We start from the raw sequence: 19492 nt of genomic DNA, 5'->3' as shown, positions 1-19492 counted from the left end.
GCGGCTCATCCGCTGCTTAGCTACCGTGTCAGCGCCTTCATCGCGCCGTCGAGGCCGTCGAGCGTCAGCGGGAACATCCGCCCGCCCATCAGCCCGCCGATCTGGCGGATCGACTGGGTGTAACCCCAGAGATGCTGCTGTACCGGGTTGAGCCAGACCGATTTCGCGAAGCGCTCTGTGAGGCGCCGCATCCAGACCTCGCCGGGCTCCTCGTTCCAGTGCTCGACCGAACCACCGGGCATCGCGATCTCGTAGGGGCTCATCGAGGCGTCGCCGACGAAGACGAGGCGGTAATCGGCCGGATAGGTGCGCAGCACGTCGAAGGTCGGGATGACCTGGTCGTGGCGGCGCCGATTCTCCTTCCAGACCCGCTCATAGGGGCAATTGTGAAAGTAGAAGTGCTCGAAATGCTTGAACTCGGCCCGTGCCGCCGAGAACAGCTCCTCGGCGAGTTCGATATGCCAGTCCATCGAGCCGCCGACATCAAGGAAGAGCAGCACCTTGACGGCATTGTGCCGCTCCGGCCGGAGCTTGACGTCGAGATAGCCGTGCTTGGCGGTCTCGGTGATGGTCTGGTCGAGGTCGAGCTCCTCGGCCGCCCCGGTACGGGCGAATTTGCGCAGCCGGCGCAGCGCGATCCGTAAGTTTCGCACGCCCAGCTCACGCGTGTCGTCGAAATCCTTGAAGTCGCGCTTGTCCCAGACCTTCACCGCCCGGAAATTGCGGTTCTTGTCCTGGCCGATGCGGACGCCTTCGGGATTGTAGCCATAGGCGCCATAGGGTGAGGTGCCGGCGGTGCCGATCCATTTCGAGCCGCCCTGGTGGCGGCCCTTCTGCTCGGCGAGGCGCTGTTTCAGCGTCTCGAGCAGCTTCTCCCAGCCGAGCGCATCGATCTGGGCCTTTTCCTCGTCGGTGAGGAACTTCTCGGCGAGCTTGCGCAGCCACTCCTCGGGAATGCCGACCTGCTCGAACGCCTCGCCAAGCGTCTCCATGCCCTTGAACACTTCGGCAAAGACGCGGTCGAAGCGGTCGAGATGGCGTTCGTCCTTCACCAGGCAGGTGCGGGCGAGATAGTAGAACTCGTCGACGCGGTGTTCGGCGAGATCCGCTTCCACACCTTCGAGCAGCGCAAGATACTCGCGCAAGGTGACCGGGACCTTGGCAGCGCGCAGATCGGTGAAGAGGCGAAGGAACATCGCGCTACTGTGGCCAGCAGCGCCTCGGGGTCAAGCCGCGACGGCCTGGAGCCTGTTCCGGTCAGCGTGCGATGCGAGCTGAGCGGTCAAACAGCGTACAAAAATTAAGAGCCGGATCCGATCAGATTGAATTCGATCTGATCGGATCCGGCTCCGGTCCGTCAAGGCTTAGGCGACTGCGTCGGCCAGATCCTTGGTGACCTTGAACTTCACGACCGTCTTGGCCGGAACCTTGATCGTCGCGCCGGTCGACGGGTTGCGGGCCTCGCGGGCTTCGCGCTTGGAAGCGGCGAGCTTGCCGATACCGCCGAGCGTGACGTCGCCGCCGGACTTCAGGGTCTTGGCAACAACGCCGGCGAGAGAGCCGAGAATGGCCGAGACGTCGGTCTTGGTCTTGCCCGTCTCTTCCGCAATCGCGGCGATCAGTTCGTTCTTGGTCATGAAAACCTCCTGAGACCAATGATGCTTAAATTGACGTCGCGCCGGGGCCCCGGAGGGTTCCGGCGCGTCGCGGCGAATCGACGCAATCGCGCACGAGCCCGCCATTTGACACGCTTGCCGCCGGAACACGACGGCAGCGACCGTACATACGCACAGCAATCGGCTTCGTTCCTGTCAAAAGCCGCGAAATTGGGGCGGTTTTCACCAGCTTTGTGGAGCGATTGACAAGTTCCCCTGAATTATTTGAAGCTTGAAATAATTCAGGGGAGCGGAACACGGTATGAAGGCCATCATCATTGGCGGCGGCATAGGGGGGCTGTCACTGGCCCTGATGCTGCATGCGCGCGGCATTGCCGCGACTGTCTACGAGCAGGCGAGCGAGATCCGCGAGGTCGGCGTCGGCATCAACACGCTGCCGCATGCCATTCGCGAACTGGCGGAGCTAGGCCTGCTGCCGGCGCTCGATGCGGTGGCGATCCGCACGCGCGAGCTGATCTACATGAACCGGTTCGGCCAGACCGTCTGGCGCGAACTGCGCGGCCTGCACGCTGGCGCACCGGTACCGCAGTTCTCGATCCATCGCGGCCGGCTCCAGGGCGTGATTCGCGACGCCGTGATCGAGCGGCTCGGCCCGGACGCGATCCGCACCGGGCGACGCCTGCAGGGCTTCCTGCAGGACGAGGCGGGCGTGACCGCGCATTTCGCCGACGCCAAGCTCGGCGAGGGCGGCGAGACTGCGCGGGCCGATATCCTGATCGGCGCCGACGGCATCCATTCGACGGTGCGTTCGCATTACTTCCCGAACCAGGGCGGGCCGCGTTGGAACGGTGTCCAGATGTGGCGCGGTGCCTGCGACTGGCCGGCTTTCCTCGACGGCGAGAGCATGATCATCGCCGGCGGCATGGCTGGAAAGCTGGTGCTCTATCCGATCGCCGAAGGCAAAAAGCCGGGAACGCGCCTAACCAATTGGGTCGTCAATGTGCGCACCGGTGACCCCGCCAAACCGCCGCCGAAGGAAGCCTGGTCGAAAGCTGGTCGGCTCGAGGATGTGCTGCCCTTCGCCCGGCGCTTCACGGTGCCCGGCGTCGATATCCTCGCTCTGATCAAGGCGAGCGGCACCTTCTGGGAATATCCGATGTGCGATCGCGACCCGCTGCCGCGCTGGACTCATGGCCGGGTGACGCTGCTCGGCGACGCCGCCCATCCGATGTACCCGGTCGGCTCCAATGGCGCCTCGCAGGCGATCCTCGATGCGCGCTGCCTCGCCGACCTCCTGGTCAAGGCCGAGCATCCCCGCCACGCGCTCGCCGCCTATGAGGCGCAGCGCCTGCCGGCGACGGCCGAGATCGTCGCGATGAACCGCGCCGGCGGGCCCGAGCGTGTCATCGACGCCGTCGAGGCGCTGGCGCCGAACGGCTTCGACGATGTCGAGCGCGTCCTGCCCTATGGCAAGCGCGAGCAGATCGTGAACGCCTATGCCGGCAAGGCCGGCTTTTCGGCGGCGCAATTGGCGAAGCGCTGAGCGATCAGGGTTGCTCTGCCCGTACCAGCGGCGCGATGCGGTCGATCCGGTTGGTCCAGATCCCGGGAATCGGCCGCTCGAGGGCTGCCAGTTCCTCCGTCCGGTCGATCCCGGCGGAGCCGTCGCCGCCGACCAGCGGGCCGGCGACGATGACCTCGCTGCCGGCGGCCCGCATGCGTGCCGTGAACCGCGCCGGCCAGCCCCAGATCCACCTCGTGTAGTTGGACGGGATCAGCAAGAGCTGCCGTTCGCAGGATTGCGGCGTCAGCCCGGCCCAGCCCATTGCGAGATGGTGGATCAGGCAGCGCTTCTCTGCCTCTTTGGACATGGTGCGCAGGGTCGGGATGCGTTCGCGCAGCACCGCGATCGGCCGATCGCCGCCATAGGCCATCAGCAGCGCGAGCTGCGCCGGAGGGAGCTTCAGCAGGCGTTCGGCGAGCAACTCGCCCTCGCGCGGATCGTTGCTCTTGACGTTGATCAGCAAACGCCGATCTGGAATGCGCGCCAGCACCTCGTCCAGCGACGGCATCAGGCCGATGCCCTTGCCGCGGAAGGGATAGGTCTTGCCGCCGTCGGCCGTATAGCCATAGCCAATGTCGAGTGCCTTGAGTTCTGCGAGCGTCTTCTCGCGGGTGACGCCCGTCCCGTTGGTCCGGCAGTCCAGCGTCCAGTCGTGGATCACCGCGAACTGGCCATTGGTGGTCGGGTGGACGTCGAACTCGACGATGTCCGCGCCTGCAGCGAAGGCCGCTTCCATCGAGGCGAGCGTGTTTTCGAGATAGGGGTGTTCCGGCGTATTGATGCGGCTCGCTGTGCAGGTCGTGTCGTTGACGCCGCTCGATGGATAGGTCTGCGCCAGCCCACGATGCGCGAGCAGCACGGGACGCTCCGTCGTCGCCGGAGCCAGCAGCGCAGTGTTTTGCACGAAGGCGGTGCCGCCCAAGGCCGCGACCACAACGCCGGCAGCCACCCAGAATCGTTTCATCGCTATCCCCTCGAAAAGGGCGCGATGTCGGCGGTGAAAGCCGGCGAAATTCAGCCGGAACTCAGGCGCCTTCCGTCAGCTCGACGATGCGCGCCTTCAGGGTCGCGTTCTCCTGTTCGAGCCGGCGCAGGCGCCGCACCAGGTCGAGTGGAACAGGAGCATCATCCTGCTTCGAGGCTGCAGCAAAGGCGACGCCGATGCGCGCGCTGTCGCGCCAGCGGGTGCGCACCATCCGGCTCTCGCGCTTCAGCGGGAGATAGAGTTCGAACAGGTCGGGCAAGGCGACGCTGCCCGAGAAAACCAGCAGTGCCCCGTCTTCCGACAGGTTCCTGACGGTGCAGTCCAGCGTCGACTGCCGCTGGTTGAAGATGACCTTGCCGCCGATCAGCGTCCGGTTGCGGGCGGAGCGGCGGCGTTCGGTGAGAATGGTGGCGGTGGGCATCGGCCTGACCTTGTTCTAGCTCAGGTTGAAACAATGCCCGGGAATGCTCTTGGTTGCAGCAGTAAGCTTTGCTTAACCTTAACCGCGCTGCGCCTCGCTCAGGCTCCTTCGGGCGGGGGCGGCAGGAAGTCGATCTCGTAGCGCGCCGCGAGGGCAACGACCTCGGCCGGATTCTGCTCCTGCATCGAATGGATCGCCCAGAACAGGTCGTAGAGCCGGCCAGTCGGCGCGACCCAGAACAGGCACTTCACGGCCGAGTCGCTCTTGTTGAACAGGCCATGCGGGATGTTGCGCGGCAGCTTGATCAGGTCGCCGGGCAGGGCATGCGATTCCTGGCCGTCGAGCACGAGGTCGAGACGGCCCTCGAGCATGTAAATGAACTCGTCCTGGGTCGGATGGATATGCGGCGGCACGAAGGTGCCGGGCGGGAAGGTGGCGTGCCAGGAGAAGCTGTCTTCGCTCAGCATCTTCGGCACATAGGTCTGGCCGAGGATGTTCCAGGAGATCGCGTCGATCCCCTCATTGGCCTTGGTCACGCCGGCGGTCAGAGGCTTCATCGTCGGGTCTCCTTCTTAGAGGTGCAGGAAGCGGTCCTTGACCGCGCTGTCGCTGCGCAGATCGTCGCTGCTGCCGCGCCAGGCGACGCGGCCCTTCTCCAGCACGACATGCCGGTCGGCGATCTTGGCAAGCGCATCGACGTTCTTGTCGATCACAAGGATCGATTCACCCTCGGCCTTCAGCGCCGACAGGCAGGACCAGATCTCCTGCCGGATGATCGGTGCCAGCCCCTCGGTGGCTTCATCGAGGATGACGAGCTTGGGATTGGTCATCAGCGCCCGGCCGATCGCCAGCATCTGCTGCTCGCCGCCGGAGAGCTGGTTGCCGCGATTGGCCTTGCGCTCCTGCAGCCGGGGCAGGAAGGCGTAGACGCGCTCCAGCGTCCAGCGTGGCGTGCCGAAACGGCTGGCGGCGGTGGCGATCAGGTTCTCCTCGACCGAGAGCGTCGGGAAAACCTGCCGCCCTTCCGGCACCAGCCCGATCCCGGCCTGCGCCAGCCGGAAGGGCGCACTGCCGGTGAGGTCGACGCCGCCGAAGCTGACGCGGCCGGCGCGCGGCCGGATCAGCCCCATGATGGCGCGCACCGTCGTGGTCTTGCCCATGCCGTTGCGCCCGAGCAGGGTCACGACCTCACCGGCGCCGACCGCAAGATCGACGCCGAACAGGATCTGCGCTTCGCCATAGCCGGCATCGAGGTTCTCGACGGTGAGCATCAGCCCTCCTCGCCGAGATAGGCTTCGCGCACAGCCGGATCGGCCCGAACTGCAGCGGGATCGCCGGATGCGATGACGCGGCCATAGACCAGCACGCTGACCGTGTCGGCCAGCGCGAACACCGCCTCCATGTCGTGCTCGACCAGCAGCATGGCGTAGCGCCCCTTCAGGCTCTTGAGCAGGCCGATCAGCCGCTCGCCTTCCTCCTTGCCGACGCCGGCGAGCGGCTCGTCGAGCAGGATCGCTGCCGGCTCCAGCGCCAGCGCCATGGCGATCTCCAGCGCCCGCTTCTCGCCATGCGACAGGCTGCCCGCGGGGATGTGGGCGCGCTCGGACAATCCGACCGCATCCAGCGCGGCGCGGGCAGGGCGGTTGAGACGCTCGTCGCTGGCGGCGTTGCGGAAGAAGGAGAGCGGATGCGTGGCCTTGGCCTGGACGCCGAGTGCGACATTCTCCAGCGCCGAGAGCGAGGCGATGGTCGAGGTGATCTGGAAGGTCCGCGCCAGGCCGTGGCGGGCACGCTTCTCGGCATTGAACGCCGTGACGTCCTGGCTGCGGAACCGGATGATGCCGGCATCGGGCGTCAGCATGCCGGAGATCTGGTGCACGAGCGTCGTCTTGCCGGCGCCGTTCGGGCCGATCAGCGCATGCAGTTCGCCCGGCGCGACGGCGAGGCTGACGCCGTCCGTGACCTTCAGCGCGCCGAAGGATTTGCTCAACGCCTCGAGGACGAGAACCGGCTCAGCCATGACGCGAGCCCAGCTTGCGCAGCATCCCGACGATGCCGCCGCGAGTGAACAGCACGAACAGGATGATCAACGGCCCGAAGATGGCGCGCCAGTGCTCGGTCAGGTGCGAAAGCGCATCCTCGGCGATCAGATAGGCGACAGCGCCGATGATCGCGCCGTGCAGCGAGCCGACGCCGCCGAGCACCGCCATGAAGATCAATTCGCCCGAGCGCTGCCAGGACATGAAGGCCGGGCTGACAAACTCGGTGTGGTTGGCGAGGAAAAAGCCGGACAGGCCCGCCAGCATGCCGCTGATCACATAGGCGATGAGCCGCACGCGGGTGACGTCGAAGCCGGTGACGCTGACCCTGGTCGGGTTTTCGCGCGCCGCCCTGAGCACCCGGCCAAAGCGCGACGCGACGAGGCCGCGCACCAGAAGATAGGCGCCGCCGAGTGCGATGAGCACGGTGTAATAGAACGAGGTCCGGTTCGCGAACGGGTTGAAGCCGAGAAGCGTGCTTTTCTCGTAGAGCGTCAGCCCGTCATCGCCGCCATAGGCCGAGAGCGCCTGCGCCAGGAAATAGACCATCTGGCCGAAGGCGAGGGTGATCATGATGAAGGCGACGCCGCGCGTGCGCAGGCAGACCGCGCCGGTGATCGCGCCGAACAGCGCGCAGACGGCGAGGATCACCGGCAGGATCATCAGCGCCTCGCTCTTGCCCTCGGTGATCATGATGCCGGTGACATAGGCGCCGATGCCGAGGAAGGCAGCGTGGCCGAAGGAAACCAGCCCGCCGACGCCGAGGATGAGGTCGAGCGAGAGCGCGGCGATGGCGAAGATCAGCGCCCGCGTCAGCAGCGCGAGCCAGCCGGCCGGCATGCCGAGCGAAACCGCAAGCGGCGCCAGAGCCAGCAGCAGGAACAGGATGGCCGGCAGCAGGACCTTGGCGCGCTCGCGCGGCGGTGCGACGCTGGTGATATCGGCGGTGGCCGGCGTCGCGCTCATGTCCGGCCTCGCGCCGGCAGCAACCCTTCCGGCCGCACGAACAGCACCACCGCCATCAGGAGATAGATCAGCATCGAGGACAGTGCCGCGCCGGTCGCCCGCGCCGAGGGCGCGCTCATGAACAGCCGGAGCAGGTCGTTCATGAAGGAGCGGCCGAGCGTGTCGACGAGGCCGACGATCAAGGCCGCGACGAAGGCGCCGCGGATCGAGCCGATGCCGCCGATGACGATGACGACGAAGGCGAGGATCAGCACGGTGTCGCCCATGCCAGGTTCGACCGAGAGGATCGGCGCCGCCATCGCCCCGGCGAAGCCCGCCAGCATGGTGCCGAAGGCGAAGACGATCATGAACAGCTTGCGGATGTCGACGCCGAGCGCCGAGACCATCGGCGCGTTCGAGGCGCCGGCACGCAGCAGCATGCCGGTGCGGGTCTTCTCGACGATGAACCAGAGCAGGGCGCCGACCGCCAGCCCCGATCCGATGAGCGCAAAGCGGTAGGTCGGGTAGAGGATGCCGTCCATCAGTGCGACATTGCCGGTGAGGAACACCGGCAGCGGCACGGAGAGTGGAGCGGCGCCCCAGACCATCTTGACGCCCTGGTTGAGCAGCAGGATCAGCCCGAAGGTCGCCAGCACCTGATCGAGATGGTCGCGCTCGTAGAGATGGCGGAAGACTAGGAATTCGAGCGCGAGGCCGAAGACCAGTGCCGCTGCCAGCGCCAGCACCAGGCCGAGCACGAAGGAACCCGTCAGCGAGACGAAGGTCACCGCCAGATAGGCGCCGAGCATGTACTGCACGCCATGCGCCAGGTTGATGAAGTCCATGACGCCGAAGACCAGCGTCAATCCCGCCGCCACCAGGAACAGCAGGATGCCGAACTGCAGCCCGTTCAGGATCTGGACGATGAGGAGGCCGGTGGTCATCGGTGCCGGTTCATTCTGCCTTGGCGATCACTCTCGACGTCATTCCGGCCGCAGCGAAGCGGAGCGCCGGAATCCATCATAGGGCGCTGGGCTCTACGATGGATTCCGGAGCTGCGCTGCTTCGCAGCTTGTCCGGAATGACGGTGGCGTTGGAACGCCGCGCCGTCACTTCAGCGCGCAGTCCTTCGCGTGCGGATCGGCGTAGTCCTCGAACACCTTCTGGGCGATCTCGGTCTGGAACTTGCCGTCGGCGCGCTTGGCGACCTTGACCAGGTAGAAGTCCTGGATCGGGTAGCCATTGGTGTTGAACTTGAACTTGCCGCGCAGCGAGGTGAAGTCGGCCTTCTTGATCGCGGCGCGCAGCTTGTCCTTGTCGCCGGTGCCGCCGGCGGCCTTCACGGCCGAATCGATCAGCTGCGCCGCGTCATAGGACTGCTGGGCATAGGAGCCGGGGACGATCTTGTAGGCCGCCTCATAGGCCGCGACGAACTTCTTTGTCTGCGGGTTGTCCATGTTCGGCGCCCAGGTCATGCCGCCGAACATGCCGACCGCCGCATCCTGCTGCGCCGGCAGCGTCGACTCGTCGACCGTGAAGGCGGAGAGGAAGGGCACCTTGCCGGTGAGGCCGGCCTGCGACCACTGCTTGACGAAGTTGACGCCGAGGCCGCCGGGCAGGAAGGCAAAGACCACGTCGGGCTTGGCCGAGGCGATCTTGGCGAGTTCCGCCGCGAAGTCGAGCGAGGTCAGCGGGACATAGACCTCATCGAGGATCTCGCCCTTGAAGTAGCGCTTGAAGCCGGCGAGCGAGTCCTTACCGGCCTGGTAGTTCGGCGCGATGATGTAGGCCTTCTTGTAGTTCTGGTCCTGCGCGTACTTGCCCAGCACCTCGTGGACCTGGTCGTTCTGGTACGAGGTCACGAAGAAGTTCTGGTGGCAGGCCTTGCCGGCCATGGTCGAGGGACCGGCATTCGGGCTGATCAGGATCGCGCCGGAATCGAGCACCGGCTTGGCGATGGCGCCAAGGATGTTCGAGAACACCGGGCCGACGACGAAGTCGACTTTGCCGCCCTCGACGAAGCTGCGGACCTTGCCGACTGCGACGTCGGGCTTGAGCTCGTCGTCGATCACGGTGATCTGCACCGGCACGCCGCCGAGCTTGCCGCCGTTCTGATCGACGGCGAGCTGGAAGCCGTCGCGAACCTGCTGGCCGAGCGCCGCCGCCGGGCCGGTCAGCACGCTGACCACGCCGATCTTCAGGGGCTCCTGCGCCTGGGCAGCGGAAAGCCCGAGCGCGAGCGCGCCGGCACTGAGCGACAAAGCGAATTTCAGTGTCATGTCGGATGTCCTCCCGGGACCTGCGATAGCCGCCGCCGAAGGGATCCCCATCCCCGTTTCAAGCAGCGCCACGGCCATATTGTTTCAAGCTTAAAATATCTGCAAGGGGTTCTGATCGGTAATTTTTATGCGCGGTCGGATGGCGCCATTCTCGGGCGAAGCGAGGCGCAGACCCGAGAATCTTTGGACGAGAAGGCACCTCGGGCGCCTCCTTCGGCCTGAGATGCTCGGGACGAGCCCGAGCATGACGCGTCCTAGCTGCCGGCCTTATGCCTGCACGCCGTCGACGTACCAGTCCATCTTCGAGAGCACCTCGTCGGTGGCGGTCTCGCCGGCCTTGAGGCGCAGCGTGCCCTTCTGGTCCTTGAGCTCGCCGGTAAAGGGGTGGATCGTGCCGGAGACGATGCCCTTCTGGAGCTCGTCCGCTGCGGCGCGCGCCGCCGGGCTGACCGCGTCGTTATAGGGCGCGAGCTTGACCATGCCGTCCTTGATGCCGCCCCAGACGTCGCCGCTCTTCCAGCTGCCGTCCATCGCCTCCTTGACGCGCTTGACGTAATAGCCCGACCAGTCGTCGACGATCGCCGAGAGATGCGCCTTGGGCGCGAAGGCCTTCATGTCAGAGGCCTGGCCGAAGGCGTAGACGCCGCGCTGCTCGGCAGCCTGCAGGGCCGCGGCGGAATCGGTGTGCTGGGTGATGATGTCGCAGCCCTGGTCGATCAGCGCCTTGGCGGCGTCGGCTTCCTTGGCCGGGTCGTACCAGGTCGAGGCCCAGATCACCTTGGTCTTGAAGTTCGGGTTCACCTTCTTGGCAGCGAGATGGAAGGCGTTGATGCCCATCACCACCTCGGGGATCGGGAAGGAGGCGATGTAGCCGGCCTGGCCCGATTTCGACATGTGCCCGGCAATCGTGCCGATCACCGCGCGGCCCTCGTAGAAGCGGGCATTGTAGGTCGCGACGTTCTCGGCGCGCTGGTAGCCGGTCGCGTGCTCGAAAAAGACCTTGGGGAACTGCTTCGCCACCTGGATGGTCGGGTTCATGAAGCCGAAGGAGGTGGTGAAGATCAGCTTGTCGCCGGCCTGCGCGAGCTGGCGGATGGCACGCGCCGCATCGGGGCCTTCGGCGACGTTCTCGATGAAGCTGGTCTTGACCTTGTTGCCATAGGCGGCCTCGACCGCCTTGCGCCCCTGGTCATGCGTCCAGGTCCAGCCATGGTCGCCGACGGGGCCGACATAGACGAAGCCGACGCCGAAGGGCGCCTGGGCCCGGGCGCCCGTGAGCGGCAGAACCGAAGTTGCGGCCGCGCCGGCAAGAAGCGTGCGGCGGGTGATGATGGTCGACATGATGGTGCTCCCCGTTGTCGGTTGCGGCGCTCACTGCGCCGGGAAAGGCTTGCCGAGGCAGGCTGGCGCATCGCGCCCGCCGGTCCTCCGTCCTAGCGACATCATGGTCAGAACCACAATCGTCGCAAGGTAGGGGGTCATCGCCAGCACCTCCGGCGCGACGAAGCTCCAGCCGGCGGCCTTGGCCTGCAATTCGAAGGTCGCGACCGCGCCGAAGAGATAGGCACCGATCAGGAGCCGGCCCGGCTTCCACGCCGCGAAGACGACGAGGGCGAGCGCAATCCAGCCGCGACCAGCAGTCAGCCGGTCGGCCCACATCGGGGTGAGCGCCAGCGAGAAATAGGCGCCGCCGAGCCCCGCAAGCGCCCCGCCGAAGGCGGTCGCGGCCGTGCGGATCGCCAGCACGCGATAGCCGATGGCATGGGCGGAATCGGCATTTTCGCCGACGGCGCGCAGGATCAGCCCGGCCCGCGTACGGCGCAGGAACAGGCCGACGGCAAGGACGAGCGCGAGCGAAAGATAGACGATCGCGTCATGGCCGAAGACGAGGCGCAGCCAGGGATGCGCGGCATAATCGGCGGGGAAGAGTGGGCCGAGCCGCGTAATCGTGCGGCCGACGAAGCCGGCGCCGATCAGCGAGGAGGCGCCGATGCCGAAGATCGTCAGGGCGAGGCCCGTCGCGACCTGGTTGGAGCCGAGGCCGAGCGTCAGCAGCGCGAAGATCATCGCTGCCGCGACGCCTGCCAGCGTGGCGGCGATGAGCCCGAGCGCGACGCTGCCGGTGGAATAGGCCACGGCAAAGCCGGCGACCGCGCCGCACAGCATCATGCCTTCGACGCCGAGATTGAGGACGCCGGCCTTCTCGGTGACGAGTTCGCCTAAAGCCGCGAGCAGGATCGGCGTTGCCGCCGCGGCTAGTGTCATGAAGATCGAGACGAGGATGGCGGCGGTCATGGCGCGACCTTCGCCGGGCGCGCCTTCCAGGCGAGCCGCCAGCGCACCAGCACGTCGGTCGCGAGCAGGAAGAACAGCAGCAGCGCCTGGAACATGCCCGTGGCTGCCGAGGGCAGCCGGACCGTGCTCTGGGCGATCTCGCCGCCGACATAGGTCACCGCCAGCACCAGCGCGCCGAAGACGATGCCGACAGGCGAGAGCCGGCCGAGAAAGGCGACGATGATCGCGGTGAAGCCGTAGCCGACCGGAAATTGCGGGGTGAGCTGGCCAAAGGGGCCGGCCGCCTCGAGCAGCCCGGCGAGGCCGGCAAGGCCGCCCCCGGTGAGCAGCACCGCCCAGGTGACGCGGTTGGCGTCGAAGCCGCCATGACGGGCGGCCGCCGGCGCACGGCCGACGACGCGCACGGCGTAGCCGGCGACGGTCTTGCTCAGAACGAACCAGGCGATGAGCGCGAGCAGGATGGCCAGGGGCACGCCGACATGGACGAGCGAGCCTTCCGCGACCGCCGGCAGCGTCTGGCTTCCGCTGAACATCTTGGTCTGGGGGAAGTTGAAGCCGTCCGGGTCCTTCCATGGGCCGCGCACGAGATAGTACAGGAACTGCACCGCGACATAGGTCAGCATCAGGCTGGTCAGGATCTCGCTGACCTGGAGGCGCACCTTGAGCAGGGCCGGCACTGCCGCATAGGCCGCGCCGCCGAGAATGCCGGCGAGCGCCATCGCCGGCAGGATCCACCAACCGGTCATGTCATGGGTCAGGAGCGCGACGCCGGTGCCGGCGATGGCGCCCATGACGTATTGGCCCTCGGCGCCGATGTTCCAGACATTGGCGCGAAAGCCGATGGCGAGGCCGAGTGCGATCATGATGAGAGGCGCCGCCTTGACGCCGAGATCGGCCCAGCGCTGCGGCTCGATCAGCGGCGTGATGAATATGGCGGTCACCGCGCGCAGGCCGTCATAGCCGATCGCGCCGAAGACCAGCATGCCGGTCAGCATGGTGAGCCCGATCGCGATCAGCGGGCTCAGATAGAGCATCGCCTTGCTGGGCTCGCGCCGGCGCCGCCACTCAAGCATGCGCCGGCTCCGCGACATGGCTCTCGCCGTGGACGCCGCCCATCAACAGGCCGATCTCTTCGAGCTTCAGCCCGGCCACCGGCCGCGCCTGCGACAGCCGGCCCTCATTGATCACGCAGAGCCGATCGGAGAGTTCGAGTAGTTCGTCGAGATCCTGCGAGATCACGACGATGGCCGAACCCTGTGCGGCAAGATCGACCAGCGCCTGCCGGATCGCGGCGGCAGCGCCGGCATCGACGCCCCAGGTTGGCTGCGCCACGACGAGCACGTCGGGCCTTTGCCCGATCTCGCGACCCATAATGAATTTCTGCAGGTTGCCGCCGGACAGCGAGCCGGCGAGCGCGCTCGAACCGGTGGTGCGCACGTCGAAGCGCGCGATGACGTCACCGGCATAGCGCTCGACCGGCCCTTGCCGGATCAGACCCGACGGCGCCAGCGGCAGGCGATGGCGCGCGGTCAGCACGACATTCTCGGCGAGCGTGAACTCGGGCACGGCGGCATGGCCGTTGCGCTCCTCGGGCACGCAGGCGAGGCCAGCGGCACGGCGCGCGCCGGCATCCGACCGGCCGATCGGCCGGCCGTCGAGCTTGATCGCATCGGCTCGGCCAGCGAGATGCTCACCAGAGAGCGCCGTCAGCAATTCAGCCTGGCCGTTGCCGGCGACGCCGGCGATGCCGAGGATCTCACCGGCCTGGGCGGAGAAGGAGATGCCTTTCAGGCTGGTGCCGAAGGGCGGCTCACCCGGCATGTCGAGGCGCTCGACGCTGAGCCGCGCCGCGCCTTGCTTGCTGGCGGCTGGTCGCTGGAGATACTTCAGCTCGGCGCCGATCATCAATTCGGCCATGCGCTGCGTCGTCTCGATGCGCGGGTCGCAGGCCGCGACGACCCGGCCAGCCCGCAGGATGGTCGCGGCCTCGCAGAGCGCTTTGATCTCGTGCAGCTTGTGGCTGATGTAGAGGATCGAGCAGCCTTCGGCTGCGATCTGGCGCAGCGTCTCGAACAGCCGCTCGACCTCCTGCGGGGTCAGCACCGAGGTCGGCTCGTCCATGATCAGCAGCTTCGGCTTCTGCAAAAGGCAGCGCACGATCTCGATGCGCTGGCGCTCACCGACCGAGAGCGTGTGGACCTCGCGGTCCGGATCGAGCGGCAGCGAATAGCTGTCGAGGATCGCCTTGATCCTAGCCTTCAACTCCTCGGGCGGCACCGTCTCGTCGAGCCCGAGCGCGATGTTCTCCAGCACGGTCATGCCGTCGAACAGCGAGAAGTGCTGGAAGACCATGCCGATGCCGAGCTTGCGCGCCGCCTTGGGCGAGGCGATCTCGACCGGGCGGCCGTCGAAGCTGATCTGCCCTTCGTCGGCGCGCTGCACGCCGTAGATGATCTTGACCAGGGTCGACTTGCCGGCGCCGTTCTCGCCGAGCAAAGCGTGGATCTCGCCGGGGCGGACGGAGAGGCTGATGTCCTGATTGGCCTTCACGCCGGGAAAGCTCTTCGAGACATGGGCGAGCGCCAGGCGCGAAGGTGCCGTCTGGTCAGGCGGCTGCGTCATGGCGGTTCCGTGGCCTCACTCGTTTCGTCGCTCTCTCGCCAAGCAAGCAACGCACCAGCTCGGCGCTCGTCAAGGCGGCGATCACCTCCGGACGCTTGTCATGCACATCCGATCCGCCGATCGGGCAGGTGAGTTGCGTCAACGCTTTGCTGCCGGGGTGGCGGCGGCGGAAGCTCGCCTCGAAACGAGCCCGCTTCGTGGCCGAGCCGATCATGCCGACATAAGCGGCGTCGCCGCGCAGCAGTGCCGCCTCGGCCAGGCGATAGTCGAGCGCGTGGCTATGGGTCAGGACAATGAAGGCCGAGCAGGGCCGGGCAGCGGTCAGCGCAGTCTCGGGATCGTCGAGCTGCAGGCAGGCGACAGTCGCCGGCACCTCATCGAACTGGCCGGGGCGATCGTCGATCAGGGTTATTGCGACCGGCAGCAGGGCGAGACTCCGCACCAGCGCCTTGCCTGTATGGCCGGCGCCGAAGATCAGCACCTGCGGCCGCTCGGCCGCGGCTTTCGCCTCGTCCTGCTTCAGCGCTTCGAGATGTGCAGCGGTCGCCGGCTCCATCGCCACCCGGACGCGCCCGCCGCAGCACTGACCCATTTGCGGGCCGAGTGGGATGTCGATCAGCTGCTGCGGGCCACCACTGTCGAGCAGAATGCGGGCAAGGTCGATGCAGTGGAATTCGAGCTGGCCGCCGCCGATGGTGCCGGCGCTGCCACGGGCGCTGACGATCATGGTCGCGCCGGCCTCGCGCGGCGTCGAGCCTTGCGCCTCCGCGATGCGGACGATGACGGCGCCTTCGGCAAGGCTGCTGGCGAGAAAGTCGGCGGGGGTCATCGCGCCGCCTCCGCCAACGACCGCACCCGGTCGACTGCGTCGAGCACCCGCTCCGGCGTCGCCGGCGCGTCGAGCTGCGGGCAGTATCGGTGATCGCCGACGCTGGCGACAGCGTCGGAGAGCGCGTGCAGAACGCTGATCGCCAGCATCAAAGGCGGCTCGCCCACCGCCTTGGAGCGATGGATCGTGTGCTCGCGGTTCGGCGCATTCTCCAGCAGCGCGACATTGAAGATGCGCGGCCGGTCGGAGGCGACCGGAATCTTGTAGGTCGACGGCGCATGCGTTTGTAGCCGCCCCTTCTCGTCCCAGACCAGCTCCTCGGTGGTCAGCCAGCCCATGCCCTGGATGAAGCCGCCCTCGATCTGGCCCTTGTCGATCGCCGGGTTCAGCGAGTTGCCGCAGTCGTGCAGGATATCGACGCGCTCGACCTTGTATTCGCCGGTCAGCGTATCGATCGCGACCTCGGCGGCAGCTGCGCCATAGGCGAAGTAATAGAACGGGTGACCGCGCCCGGCCTTGCGGTCCCAATGGATCTTTGGCGTCGCGTAGAAGCCGGTGGCCGAGAGCGGGACGCGCGCCATGTACGCCGCCTTGACCAGCTCGACGAAGCCGATCTCGCGTGCGCCGATCCGAACGCGTCCGGGCAGGAATACGATCGCCTCCGGCTTTTCCTGCCAGTGCGCGGCGGCGAAGGTCACGAGCCGCTTCTTGATCGTCTCGCAGGCGTCGAGCGCCGCCATGCCGTTGAGGTCCGAGCCGGACGAGGCGGCGGTGGCGGAGGTGTTCGGCACCTTGCCGGTCGTCGTCGCGGTGATCTTGATGTCGCCGAGCCCGATGCCGAAGGCCTGCGCCACCACCTGCGCCACCTTCTGGTAGAGCCCCTGGCCCATTTCGGTACCGCCATGGTTCAGCGCCACCGTGCCGTCTGTATAGATATGCACCAGCGCGCCGGCCTGATTGTACCAGGTCGCGGTGAAGGATATCCCGAACTTGACCGGCGTCAGCGCGATGCCGCGCTTGATCACCGGGCTCTCCCGGTTGAAGGCGCGGATCGCCGCCTGCCGGGCACGGTAGTCGCAGGAATGCGCGAGGTCGTCGATCACCTCGCCGGCGATCATGTCCTCGACCGGCTGGTGATAGGGCGTGATTTCGCGTCCTTCGCCGCCGTAGAGATTGCGCTTCCTCACCTCCAGCGGGTCGAGCTCGGTGGCGTAGGCGACCTCCTCGATGAAGCGCTCCGCTCCGACCATGCCCTGCGGTCCGCCGAAGCCGCGAAAGGCAGTGTTGGAGACCGTATGCGTGCGCAAGGGCTCCGAGCGGGCCCGGACCGCCGGGTAGAAATAGCAATTATCCATGTGGAACAGGGCGCGGTCGGTGACCGGGCCGGAGAGGTCGGCGTTCCAGCCGCAGCGGGCGGCATAGACGGCATCGACCGCATGGATATGGCCGTCATCGTCGAAGCCGATCTCGTAGTCGACGACGAAGTCGTGGCGCTTGCCGGTGATGACCATGTCGTCGTCGCGGTCGGGCCGGAGCTTCACCGGTCGCTTCAGCTTGCGGGCGGCGAGTGCGGCGACGCAGGCGAAGAGGTTGGCCTGCGTCTCCTTGCCGCCGAAGCCGCCGCCCATGCGCCGGACCTCGATGGTGACCGCATGCGCGCCGACGCCGAGCACCTGGGCGAGCATGTGCTGGACCTCGCTCGGATGCTGGGTCGAGGACTGCACCAGCATGTCGCCGTCCTCGCCGGGGATGGCGAGCGCGATCTGGCTTTCGAGATAGAAATGATCCTGCCCGCCGATTTCCATCGAGCCTTTCAGCCGGCGCGGGCTGGCGGTAAGCGCGGCGGCCAGATCGCCGCGCTCAAGCTTCAGCGGTTCGGTGACGAGATCGGAGCCAGCCGCGCGCGCCGCGGCGACGTCGAGCAGGGGAGGCGCCTCGTCGTAAGCAGCCTTGGCCAGCGTCGCGGCGTTGCGGGCCTGCTCGCGCGTCTCCGCAACGACGGCAAACAGCGGCTGGCCATGATGCAGGATCGCGCCAGTCGCGAAGACCGGCTCGTCATGTTTATGCGTCGAGGAGATGTCGTTGTCGCCGGGAATGTCGGCGGCGGTCAGGACCGCGAGCACGCCGGGCGCGGCTTGGACGGCCGACAGGTCGAGCGCCAGCAGCTTGCCATGCGCGATGGTGGACAGGCCGATATAGGCATGGGCAAGGCCCGCCGGTTCGGCGATATCGTCGATATAGAGCGCTTCGCCGGCGACGTGCTTCTCGGCGGAATCGTGCTTCAGCGGCGAGCCGACGATCGGCCGTGTTTCGCCAAGATCGAGCCGTTTGCGTGCGTCAGCCATGGGCGGCCTCCGCCAGCAGGCCGGCGACGCGGGTCGCGGTTTCGGGGCGGGTCGTCTCGATCAGGAAGCGTCGCAGCAGGTTGCCGGCGACCTTGAGCCGATAGGCGGCCGAGGCACGCATGTCGGTGAGAGGCGTGAAATCCTGCGCCAACGCGGCGATTGCGGTGGTGACCGATGCTTGGTCCCAGGAACCGCCGAGCAAGGCGGCTTCCGCAGCCTTCGCCCGCTTCGGGATGCCGGCCATGCCGCCATAGGCGAGCCGCGCCTCGCTGACGCGACCGGCGTCATCGAGTTCGAGATAGAAGGCGCCACAGACAGCGGAAATGTCCTCGTCGAAGCGCTTCGAGATCTTCGAGATATGGAAGAGCGCGCCTCTCGGCAGTTTCGGCACCAGCACAGCTTCGACGAATTCGCCTGGCTGCCGGTCCTGTTTGCGATAGTCGAGGAAGAAGGCTTCGAGCAGGAGTTCTCGGCGCTCGCTGCCTTTGCGCAGTACCAGGGTCGCACCGAGTGCGATCAGCGCCGGCGGCAGGTCGCCGATCGGCGAGCCATTGGCGACGTTGCCGCCGATCGTGCCGGCATTGCGGACTTGCTCGCCGCCGAAGCGGCGCATCATCTCGTCGAGCTGCGGCGATATTCCCGCGAGTGCTTCTCGCACCGCGACCTGGTTCGCCATCGCGCCGAAGCGGAGATGATCGCCTTCGTCCGAGATCGCGCGCAATTCGTCGAGCCGGCCCAGAGAGATCACCGGATCGAGCCGGCGCATGCCTTTGGTGACCCAGAGCCCGACATCGGTCGCGCCGGCCACGAGCGTTGCCTGCGGATGCGCGCTGACGAGTTCGGCCAAGGCCGCGACGGTGGCGGGGGCGTAGAAGTGGCGCTCGCCGTCGTCGATCGAGATCGTCTCGTTATCCGCGAGCGCTTTCAGCCGGGCGATGATCGCGGGCATCGCCGCGACGAACCGATCCCGCTCGCGCTCGTCGGCATCCATGCGCTGCGCCGCGGCGATGATCGGCTCGTAGCCGGTGCAGCGGCAGAGGTTTCCGGCGAGCGCGTCCTCGATGCGCTGGACCGAGGGCGCCCGCTCGCTCAGCCAGAGTGCGAGCAGCGACATCACGAAGCCCGGCGTGCAGAAGCCGCATTGCGAGCCATGGCAGTCGACCATCGCCTGCTGCACCGGGTGAAGCGTGCCGTCCGGGCTTCTCAGATGCTCGACGGTCAGGACGTGGCAGCCGTCCAGCGTCGGCAGGAAGCGGATGCAGGCATTGATCGCCTCATAGCGCAGGCGGCCACCGTCGAGCCGGCCGACTACGATGGTGCAGGCGCCGCAATCGCCTTCGGCGCAGCCTTCCTTGGTGCCGGTGCGGCGGCGGTCGAGCCGAAGCCAATCGAGCACGGTGCGGGTCGGATCGCAGGAAGCGATCTCGACCAGCTCGTCGCCGAGCAGGAAACGCACGGTCTCACGCATGGCGGGTCGGTGCATGGCGGTCTTGCCGCTCGCAGATCGGATTCATGCCCCAAGATTAGGCACGTTCACGGCTTGGCCGGAAGC

At 67.0% G+C, this 19492-nt stretch carries 18 protein-coding genes; 1 reads left to right on the top strand and 17 read right to left on the bottom strand.

What is annotated here, in order from left to right:
• Positions 1 to 20: 20 nt before the first annotated feature.
• The gene (locus B6S44_RS18325; protein WP_129158312.1) at positions 21 to 1196 is read right to left on the bottom strand and encodes a vWA domain-containing protein; all 1176 of its coding nucleotides are present in this window, start codon (positions 1194 to 1196) and stop codon (positions 21 to 23) included.
• Between the two features lie 168 nt (positions 1197 to 1364).
• Entirely contained in the window at positions 1365 to 1742 is a 378-nt protein-coding gene (locus B6S44_RS18320; RefSeq protein WP_282568196.1) for an HU family DNA-binding protein, read from the bottom strand.
• Between the two features lie 175 nt (positions 1743 to 1917).
• Between B6S44_RS18320 and B6S44_RS18315 the strand changes: the two genes are divergently transcribed.
• On the top strand, positions 1918 to 3159 hold the full coding sequence (locus B6S44_RS18315; protein WP_129158311.1) for a flavin-dependent oxidoreductase: 1242 nt from the start codon (positions 1918 to 1920) through the stop codon (positions 3157 to 3159).
• A 4-nt stretch (positions 3160 to 3163) separates the two neighbouring features.
• Here the strand turns inward: B6S44_RS18315 and B6S44_RS18310 are convergent, their stop codons facing one another.
• The 15 genes from B6S44_RS18310 to xdhA form a co-directional block, all read right to left on the bottom strand.
• On the bottom strand, positions 3164 to 4150 hold the full coding sequence (locus B6S44_RS18310) for a glycerophosphodiester phosphodiesterase family protein (protein ID WP_129158310.1): 987 nt from the start codon (positions 4148 to 4150) through the stop codon (positions 3164 to 3166).
• Between the two features lie 55 nt (positions 4151 to 4205).
• On the bottom strand, positions 4206 to 4586 hold the full coding sequence (locus B6S44_RS18305) for a PilZ domain-containing protein (RefSeq protein WP_129158309.1): 381 nt from the start codon (positions 4584 to 4586) through the stop codon (positions 4206 to 4208).
• 98 nt (positions 4587 to 4684) lie between these two features.
• A complete protein-coding gene (locus B6S44_RS18300; protein WP_129158308.1) occupies positions 4685 to 5143 on the bottom strand; it encodes a cupin domain-containing protein in 459 nt (152 codons plus the stop codon).
• Between the two features lie 15 nt (positions 5144 to 5158).
• Complete coding sequence (locus B6S44_RS18295; RefSeq protein WP_129158307.1) at positions 5159 to 5857, bottom strand: ABC transporter ATP-binding protein; 699 nt, start codon at positions 5855 to 5857, stop codon at positions 5159 to 5161.
• Positions 5857 to 6606: an ABC transporter ATP-binding protein gene (locus tag B6S44_RS18290; RefSeq protein ID WP_129158306.1), complete on the bottom strand. Its 750-nt coding sequence runs from the start codon at positions 6604 to 6606 to the stop codon at positions 5857 to 5859. The genes B6S44_RS18295 and B6S44_RS18290 overlap by 1 nt, the downstream gene beginning before the upstream one ends.
• A complete protein-coding gene (locus B6S44_RS18285; protein ID WP_129158305.1) occupies positions 6599 to 7591 on the bottom strand; it encodes a branched-chain amino acid ABC transporter permease in 993 nt (330 codons plus the stop codon). The genes B6S44_RS18290 and B6S44_RS18285 overlap by 8 nt, the downstream gene beginning before the upstream one ends.
• Positions 7588 to 8514, bottom strand: coding sequence for a branched-chain amino acid ABC transporter permease (locus tag B6S44_RS18280; protein ID WP_129158304.1), 927 nt, complete (start codon positions 8512 to 8514; stop codon positions 7588 to 7590). The genes B6S44_RS18285 and B6S44_RS18280 overlap by 4 nt, the downstream gene beginning before the upstream one ends.
• A gap of 165 nt (positions 8515 to 8679) precedes the next feature.
• A complete protein-coding gene (locus tag B6S44_RS18275; RefSeq protein ID WP_129158303.1) occupies positions 8680 to 9849 on the bottom strand; it encodes an ABC transporter substrate-binding protein in 1170 nt (389 codons plus the stop codon).
• A gap of 267 nt (positions 9850 to 10116) precedes the next feature.
• Positions 10117 to 11190 carry a BMP family ABC transporter substrate-binding protein gene (locus tag B6S44_RS18270; protein ID WP_129158302.1) on the bottom strand — a complete coding sequence of 358 codons (1074 nt, stop codon included), beginning with the start codon at positions 11188 to 11190 and terminating at the stop codon, positions 10117 to 10119.
• Between the two features lie 30 nt (positions 11191 to 11220).
• Positions 11221 to 12144: an ABC transporter permease gene (locus tag B6S44_RS18265; protein WP_129158301.1), complete on the bottom strand. Its 924-nt coding sequence runs from the start codon at positions 12142 to 12144 to the stop codon at positions 11221 to 11223.
• Complete coding sequence (locus B6S44_RS18260; RefSeq protein WP_206735188.1) at positions 12141 to 13217, bottom strand: ABC transporter permease; 1077 nt, start codon at positions 13215 to 13217, stop codon at positions 12141 to 12143. Before B6S44_RS18260 ends, B6S44_RS18265 begins: the two co-directional genes overlap by 4 nt.
• The gene (locus B6S44_RS18255; RefSeq protein ID WP_129158299.1) at positions 13210 to 14766 is read right to left on the bottom strand and encodes an ABC transporter ATP-binding protein; all 1557 of its coding nucleotides are present in this window, start codon (positions 14764 to 14766) and stop codon (positions 13210 to 13212) included. The genes B6S44_RS18260 and B6S44_RS18255 overlap by 8 nt, the downstream gene beginning before the upstream one ends.
• On the bottom strand, positions 14750 to 15595 hold the full coding sequence (xdhC, locus tag B6S44_RS18250) for a xanthine dehydrogenase accessory protein XdhC (RefSeq protein ID WP_129158298.1): 846 nt from the start codon (positions 15593 to 15595) through the stop codon (positions 14750 to 14752). Before xdhC ends, B6S44_RS18255 begins: the two co-directional genes overlap by 17 nt.
• A complete protein-coding gene (xdhB, locus tag B6S44_RS18245; RefSeq protein WP_129158297.1) occupies positions 15592 to 17940 on the bottom strand; it encodes a xanthine dehydrogenase molybdopterin binding subunit in 2349 nt (782 codons plus the stop codon). The genes xdhC and xdhB overlap by 4 nt, the downstream gene beginning before the upstream one ends.
• The gene (gene xdhA, locus B6S44_RS18240) at positions 17933 to 19423 is read right to left on the bottom strand and encodes a xanthine dehydrogenase small subunit (protein WP_248309646.1); all 1491 of its coding nucleotides are present in this window, start codon (positions 19421 to 19423) and stop codon (positions 17933 to 17935) included. Before xdhA ends, xdhB begins: the two co-directional genes overlap by 8 nt.
• Positions 19424 to 19492: the final 69 nt, after the last annotated feature.

It is taken from the genome of Allobosea sp. Tri-44 (assembly GCF_004123845.1).
In the GTDB taxonomy this organism is placed as follows: domain Bacteria; phylum Pseudomonadota; class Alphaproteobacteria; order Rhizobiales; family Beijerinckiaceae; genus Allobosea.
Note: the sequence above shows the minus strand (reverse complement) of the source record. Positions and strands in the feature narration are given on the sequence as shown.